We start from the raw sequence: 18309 nt of genomic DNA on the forward strand, positions 1-18309 counted from the left end.
CTCCTTTTAAAAATGGCGATGCCGTAACATCGCCATTCCTGATACCAATGAATGGCAGTGGCTTACGCAGTAATCAGAGAAGAAACGACAATTTCAACATCGTTGTAATAGATGTTGGTATTGCCACCATCAACGAGCATCATTGAAATCAACGCCTTCGCGGCAGCTTCATTTTCAGGTCCCACAATTAACTTAGTGGGGCGAACACCGATTGGCGTACCGTCTACCTTTTTCATCTTCTGCAATTGTTTCTTGGCGGCTTCATAGTTGGCTTTCGTCAATGCGGCCTTAGAGCCAATGGCAAGTTGAGGAAACGAGAAGCCCACGTTGCAACGACCATCTACACCAGCGGCATACTTGTTGTTAAACCAGGTGTATTCTTCGTTAGGGTTCATGTTTTTAAACACGAATGGCCGGCGGTTCTGGAACACAACCGGCTTCAGCACCTTGGTGTCATCAATCAGGAACCACGGCTCGCCTGTGTCAGTAGAAGGATCACCCACCACGTTGGAGAATGTAGTGGCCGGGGTGGTTTCTAACGGATGGTCGGTGTCAAAGTAGTTCTGGCCGTCAAAACACAGCGTGCTAAAGCCCGCAGCCAGGATTGGATAACACAGGGTGTCAGGGAAGTAAGCCACCTGGTCGCCATAGTTCTGTGCCACCACGCTGTAGTGACCAATCTGGTCATCATCAACGTTGTCACGTGACACCGAGATAGAGCTTTCAAAGGTTTTGTTTTCGATGGAATAGCCATGCTTGCCCATATCGGCCAGCTGGCGGGCGCCAGTCCATTCCACAATGCCGGGCAAGTCTTTTAACCAGCCGTAAAAGTTGGCTGCACCTGTGCTTGGCACTTCGGTGGCAATCATTGACCATTGTGGTTTCGCAGCAGTTAAGCCACGGGTATAAGCCGCTGACATAGTGGCCTGTAGTGCTTCAAGCACCTGCGCTTCAGTCGCCATTATTTAGCTCCCAGGTTAAGTTGTTGTTTAGCCGCAATGTACTCTTCCTGAGTCACGTGCATTTTGCGGCACATAGCAATTTCATGCTCTTCAAGCACGGGCTTGCCGTTGGTATCGACAGGCTGTTTCGTCTGGCTATTGGTGGCAATAGCAGGCGCGGTACCGACGAACTTTTTAAACTGCTCGATACCACCTTCAGCACGGCACATGCTGACAAACATATCTTTGTTAGCCGGCGCAACCTTGCCTTCGGTAATGGCGGTTTGCACCAGTGCATCAATTTCTTTATCAGCAATGGCTTTAAGCTCAGCCTCTGCTGTGCTCGCACGATTAAGCGCCACGGTGTGGGTTTCAATCGGTACGAACTTGTTTAAGTCAGGCTGGTTAGCGCGGTTAAGGGCAATATCTTTGTCTTGCTTAAGCGCGTTAATTGCCACAACGGCCTGTTCTTCTGTTGCTTCTGCGGCAATGCCGAGTGCCGCAACAATGAGCGGGTGCAGCTTCATTGGGTTGTCCTCTGTTTTACGGTTAAGGGCGGGTACATTTAAATTTGGATCATTGGTTAAAGCGGCACTGACTAATGCCAGCACCTGACCCGTTGGGTCATAAGAAAACGAGGGTGAGTAAAAGGCATACTTCTTCTTTTCAAGAACTTCAGCGCCTTCAACATTCCATTCCACAAAAGCCCAGATTTCACCCTCGCGGTTTTCAACTTTGGTAATCCAACCATAGGCCGGAGCCGGTTCGCCCTGGGGCGCTTTGATATGCGTTGAATGCTCCATGTCGAATGGGCGCTTTTTAACAAAGCGGGCCACGACAGCTTCAGGGTTGTTGTTCATCCATGAACGGCCATCAAGCCCCTGAAATGGGCCGGCTGGCACCATCGGCAGCCAAATGCCTGTAGCATCGGCTTCCATCGGCATCATGTTGAAGCAAAGCGCAGTTATGGTTTTGACTGACTGCTGTTTTATTGTCACTTAGGAACTCCGGTAAAGGGTTACATAGCAACCTCCTGTAGTCGGGTTGGTATGTGGAATATCGTAAAAATCAGTTCACGGAGTTCAGCATGCATAAAAAAAGCAACTGACGATAAATAACGTCAATTGCTCAATATGCGGGTTGGCGATAAGTGCTTATGAGGAAGGTGGTGCGGTTTGGCAACGGCGGCAAAAGCGCCGGTTCAGGCAGTAGAGACTACCTTAAAAAATCAGCCTGGCAAGCCCGTGGCGGCAAACCAGGCTAAAGTATCATAACAAACCTTGTTTAAACCCTGTTTAAATCCTGCTGTATTCGTTTAAACATTTTTGCCGGTAACTTTATGACAGGTAGATCCTTATAACCCGTCAGAGAGCGTTTGGCGCATTCGGGCTTCTTTTGCCGCCAGATCCCCGGCCAGCATATTTTCACGCCCTTTGCCCGGGTTATAGTTCCAACCAGGCTCAATGCCTTGCGGTAGCACTTCCACTTCACCAGTGCGCCGGTTTATCCACTGCCGGTCTTTACTTGCGGGTGCAGAGGTTGACACCTTGCCGGATGCAATCAACTTGTCGGCCTCGTATTGCGATACCTGCCGGATCCAGCACTTGCAGCCCCAGCCGTTTGGTGTCATGTGCACATCCCACCATGGATCATCGGCGGGTAATAAGGTGTTCTTCCACTTCGCATGGTCCACCCTATGCTGCTCACTTGGCCCCAGCTGATACAGCAAGTAGGGCATTGTGCGCTTGGTTCTCTGGATACGCTCCCACTGGCCTGCACTTCTGGCGGTGCGCATATTGGTTTTATAAATGGTTTTTATACGGCCTTCACTGCCCAGTTGCACCAGCTTTGTTTCTTCGGTTAATGGGTCCTGCATTGTCTGCACACCCCACCAACCAGACTTTACCAGCAAGGGCTTAAGGGTATTGCGAAACTGCTCAAACGTTTGGCCACTTGCAATGGCATCCTGCACGATTTGCTTAACGTCTACTAACAAATCAGCGTTAAGCATCTTTGCCACAGTAAACGCATTGGCCTGTTCTTCTTTCCACACATCGCGGTAATCGAAGCCCGGCTTAATGCCTTTGCGCCTGAACCAGTCCAGCGCTTCTTTTGGGACCAGAGTTTCAGCCATCCTGGTTGTCTCCTAAACCCCGCAACTGAAACATATACTGTGCCATCTGCGCGATAAACTGCTCAGCTCCGAGCTGCTCTTGCAAGGCCGGTAAACCTGCAGCGAACTCTTCATAACTGGCAGACTTATTTGCCAGCTCAGTAATCGGGTTCATAAATTCTTCAGCCACTTGCTCCCATTCGCTCATAGCCTCGTTGATTAGTGCGTCAATTTCGGCGTCTGCATCTGCGGTACTCATCACACGGTTAATGGCTATACGGCGGTTCGTCGCAATAGGATACCCTTGCATAGCAACCGACTGCAGAGGCTGCAACGTTTCTTCACCGTCTTCAACCAGGCTTAAACCGAACTTGTCTGCCATTTCTGAGGCTGATACTTTCAGTCCCCGGTCAATCAATGGCGTGATGCTCTCTACCAGCATCTTTAAGTCTTCCGGCTCTGGCACCTTAATCCGCACTTTCGGATAACGTTGCTGAACACCCCAGTTTAAAATGATATACGGCTTGATTAAATATTCATTGACTGACGATTCAAGCTGCCGCGCATCCCACTTTGCAATGTCAATACGCACTTCGTTGTGCACCGTCGCCTGCGATTGTGAGCTACCATTATCTGCAGTCATGGTTTGGCCAAGCACCGCTTTTGACACTTGCTCATCACACCAGCGCGCCATGTTCTCAAACAGCGTATTACCGCCATTGCCCTTGGCTGTTTCAATCAGTTCAATCTTCATCGACTCAGGGATTACTGCCCCCGCATCTGAGGCAATACGGCTAATGGCATTAATCAAGGTGCTGATATCATCAGTGCTGGCGTTGGCCCCGTACTTACCAATGCGCACCGGAATGCCAAATACCTCGGCAAAGGCCCACCAGTCGCGGATGGTAAATGACTTAAGCATGTACATCACAGCCACAAGCCGCGCTAAACCATTGCGCCACACGCTGCCCGACTTAGAGCGCGGTGTATGTAAGATAAACTTGTAGGGTTCCAGTGGGGCACCGGTTGGCGCATCTTCACTAATCAGCAGAATTTGCTGCAGGGTCTCTTGATCCTGACGCAGGTAGCGCGGGTCTACCCATTTGTAATCCTGCGGTTTCCATGGGGTGGATTTGGTGTCCCACAGAATTTGCACCAATGCTAAACCCTTACCCAGGCCATCCAGTAAATCAAAGAACAGCTCGGGTATTTGGTCATCATTCATGATCTCCCGTGCACGCTCTGCCATCAGCAGGTCATTGGCGTCATCACTGGCCGCTTCAACGGTTGGCGCAATGGCAGCCACCGCCAGCTTGCGGGTGCGCAGCTGGGCGGAGTAATGCAAGTCGCGCTCTTCAATTTCTTCTGCCAGCGTCATATAGGCTTCAGGATCGTTGCCGTCGATTACACTGCGCAGAATACCTGCCAGCCTTTGTGGTGTTAGTGTTGACGCCACACTGGCCGGGCGCGGATTACGCACCCCGGTGGTGTAGGCCCTGGCAATATCTTCTGCCATTACGCCGGGCTCTATTTTAAATGGCTTGCCATTGGCATCTAAGATTGCACTCATAGTCTTATCCCTCTGCCGCGCAAGTCATGCTGCGGCATATCATCAAATCGGTTGTTGTCGGCGGCGGTACCAAGGAAGCGGCGGTGAGATTCATCCCCATGCGCCTTAATGGTGTGCAGTTCGTAGCGGGTTATATCTGCCTTAGATGCCAGCACGGCGAGGAATATAGCCACAGCGCTGTCGCCGTGTCTTTTGTTACCATCGCTGCCAACTGTGCGGCTGTCATCAATACCAGGCACGCCTCTGAATATTTGGATCTGGCCTAAGTCGGTGATCACGTCTTCATGCTTGGGTAACAGCAGTTCGTTGTCTTCAAACATGGCTTTAAAGCGCGGCATGTTCTCGCGGTAGAACGCCACAGACAGCATGACCTCAACCACTTCGGCACCGTACTTGTAACGGGCTTGCTCAGCTAAGTACTGGCCGTTGCCGCGTGCGTCCAGGTAAATACCATCACGCCGTGGCAGCCGGTCACAGATGAAGTAAAGCGCCTGTTCTTGCTGTTTAAACGGTACGTTCTTCAGCTCAACTAAAAACGGTACGGTGCGCTTTGTATCGTTTTCAACAGTGATGGGGGCGAATACCGTTAAGTCACCGCTACGCGCAAAGTCTTCGCCCAGGGCGTGCCGTAAATCCGGTGGCAGCTTGTTCAGCTCTGGCACTACATGCTGCTCCAGCCACTCTTGCATCTCGCCAATGCGGGCATGCTCACTGGCTTCGTTAAATGCTGTGGTGCCGGTGAATCTCAGGATAGGTGCGTTAAGTATTGCGGCACGTTCACGCAGGCCACGGCTGATATAAGCACCGCCGCCGTTCTTCGGTACGCAGTAGTATTCTTCAAGCGCATCTTCTTCGGTGGCTGTATCGCGCAAAAGATTGCTTAACCATTCATCCTGAGCGGCCTGACTCCATTCTTTCTTTGTGACCTGGCAGATACGCTTGAACAGACCTTCTTCGATAGCCAATTCGATATCAATGCGGTGAACACTAAAACGCTTTTTACCAGCACGACTGTCAGTGATCAGAGTATTAAAAAGGTTATCAATACCATTGTGTGTGGAGATGATGCGGACACGGCTGCCCCACATGGTTAATGCCATAGCCGCTTTAAGCAGGGCTGCTAAGTCTTTTTGAATAGAGCCTTCATCAATAACAACGTTACCCTGCATACCACGTAAGTTGGCAGGGTTAGAGCTAAGTGCTTTGACCTTGAACCCTGATGCAAAATTAATTACATAGACCAGGATATCCTTATCTTCATCAGCTAAGACTTCTTCATCAACTTCACCCGCTGCCAGGTTATATGCTTTTGCCCACATAGCACAGGCATCGATAAACTCTCTGGCCATGTCTTTTGTAGTGCCTACATAGAATGTATCGCAGCCACCAGCACTGGCCGACATAGATCCATTTAAGGCAGCGTCTGCAGCTTCGGCCCACGTAAGCCCTGTGCGGCGACTTTTCTCAGCAATCTTTAGTTGGGACTGATCTGCTATCCAACGTTTTTGATAAGGTAACAGAACTTCGTCTTTATCAAACTGCCCGTCAACAATTGCCGAGGCAGACTGATTACGAAGTTCATTTTCTGCCTGAGCAACGGAAGTCATTTCGCAATACCTAAGATCTGACGCTTAATATCAGCGGCAGTTTCTGCGGTTAAACCGGCAGTCTTAACAATTTTTTCAGTCTTATCCGCCACCTCAATCGCAAAGGCACTACGGATTTCTTTCTCTACTTTAAGGCTCGACATAGACGCCGCTTCAATGCGTTGCACCACCAAGGCCAGCTGCCCCAGCGCTTTAGGTGATATAGGTTCAGCGCCATCTTCGGCGGCTTCGTCCATCAGCTTCATGCTGGTTTCAAACGCCATGGTGCGCACGAACTCCTGCAGCAACTTGCCCACGTCTGAGGTTGGAGCCTGGCCTAGCTTGCTGATCCATACCTCTGCCACTTCGCGTGACTGCCGGATGCGCTCACCCACACCTTCAAACTTTTGGGCATAGCGGTTTAATCCGGTGCGGCTTAGCTTGGCGTCTTCGGGCAAGCCAGCCTCTTCAATCATTTGATTGATAGCTTCACGGATATCGGTTTGATGCATATCGCCACTGCGGATAAACGCATGCAGCTGATCGCGGATAACCTGCGGCAGCAGGTTAACTTTGGACTTACGACTACCTGATAATTGCATAACGCCCCCTTAAGCCCGTGGGCGTTTAACACCCGGCACAGTGGCTTGGCCAGTGGCTACATCGTCACCACGGCCAGTCAGGCGGGCTATTTGGTAGTCAGACAACGTGCGCAACGTAATTAGATCCTGCTCTGCCAGCCAGGCTAAATGGGTGCGCACCTGGTCGCGGCTAACGTTGTGGCCATACGCTTCCAGGCATGAATCCAGAATGGACTCGTTAGCCTCAAAGCCCTGCATCTCACGCAAAGAGCGCAGGATCACAAGGCGCTGGTCTTCCGTTAATAATGTTTTAAATGACATATAAACCCCTATTTATCATCCTTCAAACGCTGTTCTAATAGCAGTTGTGCCAGGTGTTGAACGGGCCGGATTTTCTCTTCCAGCGTTTCTACACTTCCTTTGGTGCGCTCCAGCGCAACCAGCAACTCAGTGATTTGCGTCTGGGTTGGCAAGCTGTCTACATGGGCTTGCAGCTGGTCAACTTTCTTTTCAACTTTTGCCAGGTCTTCACGCCTGGCGTAGGTCTTGGATAGCAGCGCTAATATCACCATGCCTGCAGTACTCATTGCCGCCCACAGCATGGGCCAGTAAGCTTTAAGCCACTCCATTAGCGCGCCTCCTTAATTGCCTGGCAGCCAATACAACGCACGGCGTGAGGTACTGCAGCTAAACGTGGTAACGGGATTTCTTCACTACATTCAACGCAACAGCGGGCACCTTGCTTGTCTGTCAGCGGTTGCTCTGTAACTTGATCCAACTGTCGTGCAAGGGCATTGTCTCTAAACGCCTGCTCTACATCTGAGGCGCGATCAAACAGGTCTGTCATTGACGCCCCTTAACAAGGCCAGCCAATGCACCTGTAACTTTGGCGCCACTGCCTTTGGGGTGAGGGGCAAAGCCGTCCAGGGTACGCAAACCCATGTAAGCCCAGGCCGGGGTAGAAAGAAAAATTGCAACGTAAACATCAACACCAGTGCCGAAGCCAAACGCTTTTAAGCCTTCCATCAAAAAGCAGTACACAAACGTTGCCCACATTGACTTACGCGCCATGTTAGGCCGGGTAGTTCTGATGTACGGGTCTTCGGCTTTATCGCCTGCCCGAATGGTCTCTTGCGTTTCGTGGTGCTCAGCCTGTTTATCGCCAAGCTGTAGCTCCTGGCGGCGGGTTATTTCCTTTTCCATTTCGACTTTAATACGCTCCAGCTCAACGATGCCTTCTGGCGGTAGCTTTTGCATTTCGCGGGTAAGCGCCATTTCCTTTTGCGCACTGCTCATGCCCAAGGCGCTATCCACTTGCTCGACCATACCGGCCACTTTTTCGGCAGTTTCACTACCACCGAACATGGCCGATATGCCACGGATGGCCGCCGGGCCAACCTCCATAGCAAGCTTTGCGGCCCCTAAAATTATTGAAAGAGACATTGTTTTAAACTCCTGAATTTAGATAGATTGTCGGTGCCGCCGGGCACCGCAGTTTGATTAACATAGATATGCAAGCGGATATCGCCCTCAGTGACGTTATTCCAGCCAGCAGCAAAATAAGCCTGCATGGTGGCGCAGTGGCTAAACAGCGGAGGGTGAGCAGGAACGGGCTGGCCCGTGTTGTGAGAATGCAATTCAGCACTAAGGCGCTTTGCGCGCCCCTGGGCTTTCGAGTAGTCCCAGTTCCTGCCCATTAGTAAATCTCCCACGCGGCATTGGTCAGGCTAACTAAGCGGTTATGCCAGCCCTCAATGAAGCGGCCTTGCGTTGTGTTCTTCAGCAGAATACGGGCATAAAAACGTGCACGGCGCAGGCCATAGCGTGCACACAGATATTCAACATCAGTACCGTGGATAGCAGCGCGGGATAAAGGGCCAATCTTGCCATCGGCTTTAGTACCGGCAATTTCCTGCAGCATTAAAAGTGCATTGGTTACGCCATGCTGTACAGCGGCGTCGAAGGTGTACAGCGCAACAGGCCCGGCCCATTGCTGGCAGTAGGCAGGTTTCCAATAGTAGGTGTGGTAAACAGAGACTATTTTATCCAGCGATAAAGACGAGATATCCAACGCAGGAAAAGCGCGCTTGCTAATGCCGCCTTTGGTTTCGCCACCGACGTCTTTGGGGTCGTTAACATAACCTAAGTTTGGATAAGGTATGCCAGCTGCATTAAGTGCGCCTTCTTCAATAAGCACAAAGCGCACAGCATGGCAGAACTCAGGCGTATATCCTGCCGTAGCAAATGGGTAACTGGCCGGTGGTAAAGCAGCGTGAGAGCCGGAAAGCATAAAAGCACAACCTGATTAAGTATATTAATCGAATTGTGCTTTTTATTTAGGGGCTGGATTAATTAACGCGGGTTGTTCTATTTGACGCGAGCGAGTTCTTTTAATTCTTTAACACCTTTGCCTGAGAAACACATTTTCACTGAATCGCCAGCTTCTTCAATGGTTAAACAAACATTACCGTCTTTAATCAGAGCATTAATAATTTCGACATTTACAGCATCATCCGAGTAAACGACAGCCTTATTTTTACCAAGGCACTGCAACTTAAAATCATGATGTCCACCGACAACTATCAAGCTTGCAAATGGTTCAGTGTAAGACTCAGCCACATAACATTTCTCATAGGGTAGAAATAAGCCGAACCTCAAACTACCATCCTTGTAGGTTTTTATCATAGCGCTTAATTTACCGCTCACGATATCCAATGAGGTATACACATTAGGCTGATCAGTTTGAGCCCAATCACTTTCGCCTGCCATTATCGGTGATGAAATCAGGGCTGCAATCAACATTAACTTCTTCATAAACCTTTCCTTAAAACAAATCCGGTTGTCTGTTTTTCACTTCTCGCTTGCGCATCTTAGCAACAACCCGATAGATATGCTGCATGCTTTTGTCGTACTTGCGTGACAGCTCCTCAACGTTGTCGCCCTTAAACTCCTGCCAGATGGACAGGTTCATAATCTCCGCTTCTAACTGGCGGCCCCGTGGCAGATACAGCTGCACGCCGCCGAACTCGCGGCAAATGCGATTCAGCAACGCGATAGCAATTTTAGTGTCGGCACCATGCGTTTCAAGTTCGTTTTTAAACATGGCGTAAATCTGCCGCATTGCTTCTGGCCAGCGCTGCGACTCTTCATCTTCGGCTATGCGCTCAACGTCATCTAAGCTGACATTGTCATAACCAAAGAAATCGCCGGTATCGTCTGCTGCATTATGCTCACTCATGGTTCACCTCAATAATGCGGCCACCCAGTTTTAGCATGTGCGCTTCAAACAGGCGGCGGTCTTCCTCGGGGTTAGTTACGGTTTGCGCTTTGTACTCAATGGTACTGCCTGCCGGTGTTTCAGCGGCTATCTGCCCAAGGCGGGTGGTAAGCACTTTGCGCAGGTAGTTGTGGTTGGTTAGCTGTTTGCCGTTACCGTTTATGCGGTTTTGCTGCAGGCTGGCCACGGTTTGCTCCAGCGCTTCGGCCAAAGCATTGTGGTTGCTGGTTAGTGCCAGAGCTTCCTGCACCAGGCTAAGTGCCTTGCTGTTGCTTAGGTCTTGTTTGGTTGGCCGGAACAGCGCCAGATACGCCACCATATTGCCACCCAGCTTGTAATTCATACGCGCAAACTGGCCCAGCAACTGGCGGCCAGCATCGTCGGCCACCAGTTGATCCAGGTGGATATTTGAATGGCAAACAGGGCAGCGGCTTAATTTCATAGCATGGCCCCGTTAATGCGCTCCCAGCGTTGCAGCAACTCTTTGTAGCTGTCTTTCGGATCAGGCTGGTAGCCGCGCTTTTTAAGGTTTTCAAACAAGCAGCGGCGCGCCCAGCGCTTTAAGCTGTTAAGGGTTCTGGCCGCATCCTCACCGCGTAACCACTGCACCTCGGCAATGCCGGTGCCATCGTTAGCCGCCGCTGTCATGCGTTGCACCCAGGCGTTTAGGGCCGCTTCACTGCCGTCTTCAATAAAGCCGGCGCGGTGCATAAAAATCCACAGGGCGCGTATAGCACTGCGCTCGCCCTTCGGGCCATCTGCCGTGCGTGGGCTTAAACGCTTATTAGCTGTTGGTTTAAAACCCAAGTCTTTAAACGCTTCAAGCACTGTAAAAAGCTCTGGCACTGTTAGCTGGCTGCAGCTGGTCTTGCCCTTTGCGTAGTGCGCAAGGTTTGCGCGGTAGCTGTCTTCATCCATACCCAGCTGGGTGCGTGCGATGTGGATCATGCTAATCAGGGTTCGCCGCTGTTCAGCAGCAGCTGTAACGCCGGAACGCCGGGCCTTTTCTGTGATATAGGTCATTCGGCACCTGCCTTGGCTTGCTGGCGTAGTTGGTTTTCACTGACAGCCTTATCGTAATCTACCAAAACAAATAGCCCGGTATCCTCGCCACACATGCAAGCTAACTCGTCAAAAGCTTTCTTGTTTTCGCCTTTAAGCATTAGGCCCATAATGATGCTGTACTTCTGTTTTCTTTCATCTTTTTTAAGTGGCATCACGCACCTGCCTTAGCTTGCTCAAGCAGCATCTTGGGGAACTGTTCAATGCAATAACCGTAAGTGGCGTAATTAACGCCCTCGTTTGGGAAGGTGTCGTCTAAGAACTTTTCAAACTCCTTAATGGTCCTAATTTTGATTGCGACGATTTCATCTTGTCGCTCAATATCAGTACCTGTCTGCAGTCTAACGTCCGCAAATACACGCTGTACCCGTGCCATTAATTCAGCCTGCATCTGCTCTGGCGTTTCCGGTTCTCCCGGATGGCCTAAGCTGGCAATAAAGTCGCCAATCTCACTGATAATTAAACGTTCTGCTGTCTCTAACATAATTACTCCGGTTATTCCCAAGGCTGCAGGCCAAGCTGCAGGCGCTTTGTATTCCAAGATTCTACTAATGCCTTAGCATCCTCTGTGTCTGCAGCCGTAGGCTTGCTGTGGCCACGCGCTGTTGCTAATTGCTCAGCCGTTGCCATTTCAAACTCAGTTGGTTTTTGCATAGTGGCTGCTCATCAGTACCAGTGAACCACCACTGGCAGACGCCCCAAACTGCAGGGCGTTTCGCTTAATCAACTGGGTTCTGTCTCTGGCGTTTTCAGAAACAAAGCTTGGGTCAGCTCTAAGCCTTCAAGTTTTTTAAACTGGCGGCACAGCACTGAGGCTTTTGAGAAGTAAGGTAGAAATATTTCCGTCTTTGCATGCAGGTTCGGAAAGTATTTTTTTGCGTCACGCTTACCAAAGTTCTTTTCAATTTCAGCAATTTTTTTAGGTGTATATACACTGAGTGTTTTTTTGCTCCACACCTGCGGTAAAAACTCTGGCATGTCGTCTGGTTTTTTATCAGTACGGCAAGCCCAGCTGCCTTTGATAACGCCATCTATATAAACAACCAGCACTGTTGTTGACTCGCTTTTACGCTCACGGCTAACACCAATTTCGTGCCCTTGATAGCTGAATCTGATACTCACCCAGCCACCCGCCATTTCCTTTTCAATAGCAGCCCATTGCTCTTTAGTGATTAAGCTCACTGGCTTCTGTTGGCTCATGGCTTAATCCTCGTCTATGGTGAATTGCGGATGCTGGGTTATCAGAAGCTGAACCTGCGTTTTTGGCCGGTCTTCCATAAAGCTGCCCAGCCAAATAGCAAAATGCTGATCGCCGTACTCGTCCATTTCTGCCAGAGCATTGCGTACCATTTGCGCCAATGATGGAGACTCGCTGGCTAACCGGATTAAGCGCTCGTTGTCGTATTGCGCATCCAGTAGCGCGATGCTGCTGACATCTGGCTCCACAACTTTTTGCGCTACAACCTCACCGGCTTCACACAGCTGTAAAACGTTCTCGTATTGTTTGCTCCGAACCGGCTGATTACCCCCAACTGTGAATGGCTTCTGGCCACCAAGCACCCACAGCAAGGCGTCAGCAACGCCTTGCTCGTAGGTTTTGGTTGGTTCGTTAGTGCCGTACTTTTCTTCCAGGCTGGTAGCTACCGCGATTTCAACGCGGATTTGCTCTTCGGTTGGCATTGCAGTGATGGCGCTCATAACGACACCGCCGCTAAATCCAGTGGAACTTGACGGTACATATCCGTTTCACCGATGCGCTCATACACCCGCACATAGGCTTTGCTGCTAACCACTTGCAGTGATTCGCTAATGGCATCCATAGCCTGGATCCAGCGTGGGTCTTTAATGTCCAGTTTGCGCAGTGACAAGATGCGGGACACGCTCAGGTTGCCGTCGTTGTCGGTTTTGAAGGCGTGGTCAATGATGGCTTTCGCTTCTGGCCGTGCGCCTTCTGTCCATTCAGTGACGCACTGATAAATCAGCTCTTTGGCTGCCAGAATACGTTCATCAAATTTCACTGAATCCTGAATGGCACGGATGATTTTGTACTTACCGTCGTAGCTATACAGCGTGACGTTGCCTTTCTTGCCGCCAATATCCACCTGGTACTGCTCAAGCGATAAAGCAACAAAGGCTTCAATATCACCAAAGGCGCGCTTTTTAAATTCAGCCAGGCATGCACTTACGGCCAGAGAGCTATTGAATAATTCTTTAACCAACTTATCCCGCTCTTTGTCGATGGGGCGAACCAACGATTCGTGGGTAAGCTTGCCTTTGGCATCTTTCCAATAGCCTTCCGGCGTTGGGATTACCGGCTTGGCTGGTGCTGCTGCCACTGCGGCTTGTTGTGCTGATGTAGTTGAATTGCTCATATCTGCCTCACGCTCTAAATTCAGGTTTAATGCCTGGCTCAAACAGGCACAGGGTTGCTTTAATGCTGCTATTGCGAACGCCAAAAATGGCGGCGCAACAGGAGCAAATGGCGGTTAATTCGTCTGCCTGGGCAGCGGTGGTTAATTGCGTAGCATTGCAGCTAGGGCAAAACAGGGCATACAGCGGAGCGCCTTTACTAGCTGCATTAGTCAGATATTGCTGCTGTCTGGCACGCAGCCTTGCCAACTCAGCCTCTGTGGCTTTTCTTTCGTGCTGGTTCATGCCTGAGCCTCCTGGTGCCAATGCACTACACAGCTTCGCACTTGGGCATAAAACGCCTGGCGCTGCTGGCCGTTCACGTTTTCAGTAAATGCTGCTGCGATTTTCTGCAGCTGCGGTGATGGCTGTTGTATTTCGATAACGGCCCGTGTTTTGCGTGAAGTAACGCGCAGCACTTGGCAGCCTTGCTGGCGCAGCATTAGTTGCACGTTTTGTTTGTCGACGATGTTTTCTGCTTTCATTGCTGCTTGCCTCAATCGTTGGTTTCTAGTTCAGCAAGTGCAGTGCGTAGCAATTGCTCTGTGATCAACGCGCCTTTGGCAAACATGGCCGCCAGCTTTATTGTTTTGGTGAGTAGGCGCAGGCCACCGGGGCGCTCGCTAATTTGGATCATCACGTTCATTTCACTGCCGCCGCCCACGTTCCAGGCTTCGGCAATGGCGCGCACGTCTGTTACTTTGGTTTTGTGAATGCCGCGCTTTTTGGCGATGCGGCTAAACAGCCGGGCAAAGTCTTCATTGCGGCGGCCACCGGTTAGCTGGGTGTACACTTTGTTGTTGCCCACCAGCGCCATGCCTATGCCGGTTTCTTCCTGCAGGATGCGCAGCTCTTCCAGCGTGGGGTAATCCAGGTGATCGGCTTCATCCACAATTACCAAGCCTTCGCTGCCTTTAAGGCGCTGGCGTATTACCCGGGCCAGTGGCCCTTTGGTGCGGGGCGCTTGCTCCATGCCAAGCTCCATAGCAATTTCGTACAGGCACTCAGTAAGGCTGCTGCGGCTTGGGCTGGCGGTTACTTTCCACACGTTGTTGTTGGTGCGCTGGTATTCGTCCAGTGTTTTGCTTTTGCCTACGCCGGATGCACCGTAAATAACCACGATAGATTCAGTGATTTGGGCATACGTTAGGTCGTCCATAATCAGCTTGGCTGTTGGTGTCATTACAAAGCCAGGGTCTGTGCTGGGGTTGGCGTCGCGTTGTTCACGCAGACGCAACCAGCTTTCTAACTTTTCAATAATTTTTGACGGGTCGGCTTTGTATAAACCGTTCAATACCTGGCTGAGTGTGGAGGGCGATACACTGATTTCTTGTGCAACTTGCCCTGACGTAACGCGCTTAGCGCTAATCAATGTGGTCACACGCATAATCACTTCAGTTTGCTGGCTTTCTGCCTTCGCTAGGCTGTGTACATTGGTCATCATTAGTCCTTGTTATTGCTGTTTCAAATAGGGTTTAAATACGGTTTTTCTGTTTTAGCTCGCGCAGGTAAGCCACGCTTTCGCTGAAGTTGGCGGCGCACTCTGCTTTGTGTTCGTTCTCGGGGTTGGCCAGTTGGTCATGGTCGTAGGCAATGGCTGTTGCGGTGTTGCCCCGTACAGCCGGGCGCATCATCATTACCACTTTGCTTTCAGGGATAACTTCTTCTTCAACAGGGCGCATCATGGCGGCCAGCTCAAGCGAGTCGATACTGACTTTGGCTTGTGCAGCCAGCTTGTTTGCCTTGGTAAACTGAGTGCGTTTACGCTTGGTTTCACGCGCTGCCTGGGTGTCACCAAAGCCCACTTTTTCTAGGCATTCAGCAGTGCAAATATGCACACCGTTCAGGGCGTAAATCTCTACCGCGTCATGCAGCTTTAGCGGGTCAAAACGCGCCACCAGTTTCTGCCCGACATAGTTCATCATGGTGTCGTTGAAGTAGCGGTTTTTGCGGCCCTTTAAACTGCCGCCTGCATCAAGCACTATGGTGCCGTGCTTCGACACAGTTACGGCTTCGGCTTGCAGCATCATTAACTGCAGTTGTGCGGTGGTGGCTTTGCGTATTTCAGCGGTTTCGTAACTGGCATTAAATGCTTGGTCAAAGCTCATAAAGCCTTTGCAAATTTCGGTATCGCGGTTGGCTTTGGCATTGAACATTTCAACACCCTTGGCAATGGCCTGTAAAAACTCTTCTGCAGCTATGGCTTTGCTGCCGTAGTTGTCTGGCTTTGCCATTGGGTTAGGGCCTGTGTAAGCGCCACGGCATATAGGGTGTTTGTCGATGTATTCTTCAAGGCCACCCACGCCAAAGGTACGCTCTATCGGTTTGGCCTGGCCGTGGCCCTTGCCAAAGATCACGCTGGACCAATGCAGGTTAATGCCCATCATCGGGATGATGCCTAACGGATCATCTTCTTTAACTTTGAAGCGGTACCGGTTTGGTACACCGCCGGTCATCCACTTGTTGGCGGCGGCGCGGGTGTTATCTATGGTGATTTCTTTAGGCACACCATACTTTGCAAATACATCCATCAGCGACAAGCGGATACTGTCGGTGTTCTCGCTGATATCACAGCGCCAACCCACGATTTTGCGGCTACGAATGTCCTGCCAGAACCATGTTTTAGGGCGCAGAATTTCGCCGTTAAACCACTTCACAAACACGTTGTGTTGGTAGCCATCGCCGTTCAACCACTCCATGGCATGGATGCCTTCGACTGTGCGTTCTTGTGGCGGGTAAAGCTGGTGCAAGGCGTGCTCACCTTCACGCAGTAGCACCAATTGCTGTGCCGGTACTTCGTGGGCCATGCGCCGTGCCAGGCTTTTTAAACTGGGTATCTCCCAGCCTTTACCTTTGGCGGCATCCAGTAAACGCTCGTAGCTTACTGTCATGGCTGGTTGTTCCAGGCTGAGGTAGTCGGCTTTAAACAGCTCCCACGCTTGCGGCGTAATAAACGCAAACTGGTTTTTCTTTTTGGATTGTGACGCTTCAAAATGTTTAGGCAGCAGCGCTGGTGCCCAGTCGGCTTCGTCGTAACCTTTGACCATGGCGCAATGACGGCGCAGCGTGCTAAGCGCTACATTGTATTGCGCACATACAGAGTCATAGGCATCCATCAAACTGACGCCATTACGCTTTAATGCAAACACGGCTTTTACGGCCAGCAAGGCTTGTTGTGCTTTCTCTTTAGCGGCGTGGTTGTTCTTGTTCCAGCGCGCCCAAAGCGCTTCGCTGCAATAGGTTTCACGCGCTTTCTTTTGTGGGATAGTTACCAGCTGTTCGCCAACTTTTATCTGGCCTTTAATTTTGTAGAGCGCGGTTTGTGTTGCAGAGGGTAATAAGCTGATGTGGTATTCAGTCCCTTTCGTCCCTTGTCTTTTGCGTGCCAGTTCCGGATTTTCACTGGCCAGTTTTTTTAATTGCTCGCGCACATTTCTGTCAGATCCCGGCAAGCCAACAACGCCTGCTAATTCACTCGCTAATAGCCACATACGAATTCCTCCTTAACTCGCTGCGCGCAATGCTTTGTAACGGCTGGGCCAAACCTCTTCGGGTTTCATATCTATAGCCGTTGCAATAATTTCTTCACCTTTAGGCCACGGCGAACGCAGTGCATTAGCCAGTGTGTTTTCGCTTAACCCTGCGTCCCTTGATAGCTGACGAACGGACAAACCGCGTTTTTTTAACGCAGCAATGATGTCGGCCCGATGCCAATCTCTTCCATATTGTTCGCTTTTTTGAGAGACTGATTCATTACTCAACTTAGTAACCCTTATAAGTTGCTTTACTTAGTAACTACATAATTGATCAAATGGATGAATCGGTCAATAGCAACGGATGATTTATTTGCCATGGCATCCGTTACTATTTTTCAAAGCCTTGGATTTAAAAATGACTAATGACAGTGAAAACAAAGAGTTAAAAGAATCGGACGCAGGTTTGGCAGAAACGGATCAAGCATCCGTTGGTGGCGGCATGAAACGGTCGATGTGGTTTATTGCATCCGAATTGGCAGGGCATGGAAGTTTCCCCACATCCGATAGATGGACCAGAGACCATTTAAAGGATTTGGCAGCTGGCAAAGAGCACCTATGCAGGAAGCGCAGAGGCACAAAGGCAATGGAATACCACATAAGCTTGCTGCCGGCTGACACACAGCGAAGCTTGCTGGGTGACAATGCAGACCAGATTAACGAAGCGCCTCAGCCTTATTCATCCATACCTATTGTTTCTGATTTTCTGGAGGAGTTTGCTTTAATACCTGGCTACAGAATTCAAGTATCAGCGGGGCATGGCTCGTTAAATCCAGACCAGCTGAACCCGGTAAGGCATTTGGCATTTAGGCGCAAGTGGTTGAAGTACAGGGGCTTCAATGAACATGAGTTAGCGATAGTGTGGGCCAAAGGCGATAGCATGGAGCCAACCATTCACAGCAATGACACCCTTGTCGTTCACCTGGGCCGCAACACTCCGGCAGACGGCCACATCTACATTTTCAGAAACGGTGACGAGTTATTTGTGAAGCGCTACCAAAGCGTGCTGGGCACCTGGCGCTTAATAAGCGACAATAGTTTTTACAGCGCTTACGATATACCAAAGCACGAGCAGTACAACTTTCAAGTCGTCGGGCAAGTGGTCCATATAGCGAAAGACTTGGGCGATTAATTTAAAGTTTAAACGGGGTTTAAAGGGTATTCCAACGCGGTAAGTCAGTGCTCAATTTACTAGGCCAAATCAGCACTTTTTAAATTCATTGCTCAAACCTGCTGA

28 protein-coding genes and 1 other RNA gene are annotated in these 18309 nt (G+C 50.4%); 1 reads left to right on the forward strand and 28 read right to left on the reverse strand.

Annotated features, from left to right (window positions below; translation table 11 throughout):
• Positions 1–62 precede the first annotated feature (62 nt).
• The 28 genes from BLW68_RS05350 to BLW68_RS05480 all read right to left on the reverse strand — a co-directional run bounded on the left by BLW68_RS05350 (position 63) and on the right by BLW68_RS05480 (position 17300).
• Entirely contained in the window at positions 63–962 is a 900-nt protein-coding gene (locus BLW68_RS05350; RefSeq protein WP_092791043.1) for a Mu-like prophage major head subunit gpT family protein, read from the reverse strand.
• A complete protein-coding gene (locus tag BLW68_RS05355) occupies positions 962–1939 on the reverse strand; it encodes a phage protease (protein WP_218141306.1) in 978 nt (325 codons plus the stop codon). Before BLW68_RS05355 ends, BLW68_RS05350 begins: the two co-directional genes overlap by 1 nt.
• A 356-nt stretch (positions 1940–2295) precedes the next feature.
• Positions 2296–3075 (reverse strand): phage head morphogenesis protein, encoded by a 780-nt coding sequence (locus BLW68_RS05360; RefSeq protein ID WP_092791046.1) that lies wholly within the window; start codon positions 3073–3075, stop codon positions 2296–2298.
• The gene (locus BLW68_RS05365; protein WP_092791048.1) at positions 3068–4624 is read right to left on the reverse strand and encodes a DUF935 domain-containing protein; all 1557 of its coding nucleotides are present in this window, start codon (positions 4622–4624) and stop codon (positions 3068–3070) included. The genes BLW68_RS05360 and BLW68_RS05365 overlap by 8 nt, the downstream gene beginning before the upstream one ends.
• Positions 4621–6231 (reverse strand): terminase large subunit domain-containing protein, encoded by a 1611-nt coding sequence (locus BLW68_RS05370; protein ID WP_092791052.1) that lies wholly within the window; start codon positions 6229–6231, stop codon positions 4621–4623. Before BLW68_RS05370 ends, BLW68_RS05365 begins: the two co-directional genes overlap by 4 nt.
• Positions 6228–6812: a DUF3486 family protein gene (locus BLW68_RS05375; RefSeq protein ID WP_092791055.1), complete on the reverse strand. Its 585-nt coding sequence runs from the start codon at positions 6810–6812 to the stop codon at positions 6228–6230. Before BLW68_RS05375 ends, BLW68_RS05370 begins: the two co-directional genes overlap by 4 nt.
• A gap of 9 nt (positions 6813–6821) precedes the next feature.
• Positions 6822–7112, reverse strand: coding sequence for a VpaChn25_0724 family phage protein (locus BLW68_RS05380; RefSeq protein WP_092791056.1), 291 nt, complete (start codon positions 7110–7112; stop codon positions 6822–6824).
• An 8-nt stretch (positions 7113–7120) separates the two neighbouring features.
• Positions 7121–7420 (reverse strand): DUF2730 family protein, encoded by a 300-nt coding sequence (locus tag BLW68_RS05385; RefSeq protein WP_092791058.1) that lies wholly within the window; start codon positions 7418–7420, stop codon positions 7121–7123.
• Positions 7420–7638 (reverse strand): TraR/DksA family transcriptional regulator, encoded by a 219-nt coding sequence (locus BLW68_RS05390; protein ID WP_092791060.1) that lies wholly within the window; start codon positions 7636–7638, stop codon positions 7420–7422. Before BLW68_RS05390 ends, BLW68_RS05385 begins: the two co-directional genes overlap by 1 nt.
• Complete coding sequence (locus tag BLW68_RS05395) at positions 7635–8234, reverse strand: hypothetical protein (protein ID WP_092791062.1); 600 nt, start codon at positions 8232–8234, stop codon at positions 7635–7637. The genes BLW68_RS05390 and BLW68_RS05395 overlap by 4 nt, the downstream gene beginning before the upstream one ends.
• Complete coding sequence (locus tag BLW68_RS05400) at positions 8219–8488, reverse strand: hypothetical protein (protein ID WP_092791064.1); 270 nt, start codon at positions 8486–8488, stop codon at positions 8219–8221. The genes BLW68_RS05395 and BLW68_RS05400 overlap by 16 nt, the downstream gene beginning before the upstream one ends.
• Complete coding sequence (locus BLW68_RS05405; protein WP_092791066.1) at positions 8488–9081, reverse strand: glycoside hydrolase family 108 protein; 594 nt, start codon at positions 9079–9081, stop codon at positions 8488–8490. The genes BLW68_RS05400 and BLW68_RS05405 overlap by 1 nt, the downstream gene beginning before the upstream one ends.
• A gap of 77 nt (positions 9082–9158) precedes the next feature.
• Positions 9159–9605 carry a hypothetical protein gene (locus BLW68_RS05410; RefSeq protein WP_092791068.1) on the reverse strand — a complete coding sequence of 149 codons (447 nt, stop codon included), beginning with the start codon at positions 9603–9605 and terminating at the stop codon, positions 9159–9161.
• A gap of 10 nt (positions 9606–9615) precedes the next feature.
• Positions 9616–10029, reverse strand: coding sequence for a Mor transcription activator family protein (locus BLW68_RS05415; protein WP_092791070.1), 414 nt, complete (start codon positions 10027–10029; stop codon positions 9616–9618).
• The gene (locus tag BLW68_RS05420) at positions 10022–10510 is read right to left on the reverse strand and encodes a hypothetical protein (protein ID WP_092791072.1); all 489 of its coding nucleotides are present in this window, start codon (positions 10508–10510) and stop codon (positions 10022–10024) included. The genes BLW68_RS05415 and BLW68_RS05420 overlap by 8 nt, the downstream gene beginning before the upstream one ends.
• Complete coding sequence (locus BLW68_RS05425; RefSeq protein WP_092791074.1) at positions 10507–11091, reverse strand: gp16 family protein; 585 nt, start codon at positions 11089–11091, stop codon at positions 10507–10509. Before BLW68_RS05425 ends, BLW68_RS05420 begins: the two co-directional genes overlap by 4 nt.
• Positions 11088–11285, reverse strand: a complete 198-nt coding sequence (locus BLW68_RS05430) for a hypothetical protein (protein WP_092791076.1) — start codon at positions 11283–11285, stop codon at positions 11088–11090. Before BLW68_RS05430 ends, BLW68_RS05425 begins: the two co-directional genes overlap by 4 nt.
• Positions 11285–11614 (reverse strand): hypothetical protein, encoded by a 330-nt coding sequence (locus BLW68_RS05435; protein ID WP_092791078.1) that lies wholly within the window; start codon positions 11612–11614, stop codon positions 11285–11287. Before BLW68_RS05435 ends, BLW68_RS05430 begins: the two co-directional genes overlap by 1 nt.
• Before the next feature lie 11 nt (positions 11615–11625).
• Positions 11626–11784, reverse strand: a complete 159-nt coding sequence (locus tag BLW68_RS21070; RefSeq protein ID WP_177172161.1) for a hypothetical protein — start codon at positions 11782–11784, stop codon at positions 11626–11628.
• An RNA gene (locus tag BLW68_RS05440) (hammerhead ribozyme type II) lies at positions 11784–11851 on the reverse strand. The genes BLW68_RS21070 and BLW68_RS05440 overlap by 1 nt, the downstream gene beginning before the upstream one ends.
• A gap of 2 nt (positions 11852–11853) precedes the next feature.
• Entirely contained in the window at positions 11854–12330 is a 477-nt protein-coding gene (locus BLW68_RS05445; protein WP_092791081.1) for a hypothetical protein, read from the reverse strand.
• Positions 12331–12333: 3 nt separating this feature from the next.
• Positions 12334–12828 carry a hypothetical protein gene (locus tag BLW68_RS05450; RefSeq protein WP_092791083.1) on the reverse strand — a complete coding sequence of 165 codons (495 nt, stop codon included), beginning with the start codon at positions 12826–12828 and terminating at the stop codon, positions 12334–12336.
• Complete coding sequence (locus tag BLW68_RS05455) at positions 12825–13502, reverse strand: DUF3164 family protein (RefSeq protein ID WP_092791085.1); 678 nt, start codon at positions 13500–13502, stop codon at positions 12825–12827. The genes BLW68_RS05450 and BLW68_RS05455 overlap by 4 nt, the downstream gene beginning before the upstream one ends.
• 7 nt (positions 13503–13509) lie before the next feature.
• Positions 13510–13785, reverse strand: a complete 276-nt coding sequence (locus BLW68_RS05460) for a hypothetical protein (protein WP_092791087.1) — start codon at positions 13783–13785, stop codon at positions 13510–13512.
• Positions 13782–14024 (reverse strand): hypothetical protein, encoded by a 243-nt coding sequence (locus BLW68_RS05465; protein ID WP_092791089.1) that lies wholly within the window; start codon positions 14022–14024, stop codon positions 13782–13784. The genes BLW68_RS05460 and BLW68_RS05465 overlap by 4 nt, the downstream gene beginning before the upstream one ends.
• An 11-nt stretch (positions 14025–14035) precedes the next feature.
• Complete coding sequence (locus BLW68_RS05470) at positions 14036–14980, reverse strand: AAA family ATPase (RefSeq protein ID WP_092791091.1); 945 nt, start codon at positions 14978–14980, stop codon at positions 14036–14038.
• Positions 14981–15014: 34 nt separating this feature from the next.
• On the reverse strand, positions 15015–17030 hold the full coding sequence (locus tag BLW68_RS05475; RefSeq protein ID WP_092791093.1) for a transposase domain-containing protein: 2016 nt from the start codon (positions 17028–17030) through the stop codon (positions 15015–15017).
• 12 nt (positions 17031–17042) lie between these two features.
• Positions 17043–17300 carry a helix-turn-helix domain-containing protein gene (locus BLW68_RS05480; protein ID WP_092791095.1) on the reverse strand — a complete coding sequence of 86 codons (258 nt, stop codon included), beginning with the start codon at positions 17298–17300 and terminating at the stop codon, positions 17043–17045.
• Positions 17301–17430: 130 nt separating this feature from the next.
• Between BLW68_RS05480 and BLW68_RS05485 the strand changes: the two genes are divergently transcribed.
• The gene (locus BLW68_RS05485) at positions 17431–18204 is read left to right on the forward strand and encodes a S24 family peptidase (protein WP_218141307.1); all 774 of its coding nucleotides are present in this window, start codon (positions 17431–17433) and stop codon (positions 18202–18204) included.
• Positions 18205–18309: the final 105 nt, after the last annotated feature.

Origin of the sequence: Rheinheimera pacifica (genome assembly GCF_900108485.1) — a bacterium.
GTDB lineage: Bacteria > Pseudomonadota > Gammaproteobacteria > Enterobacterales > Alteromonadaceae > Alishewanella > Alishewanella pacifica.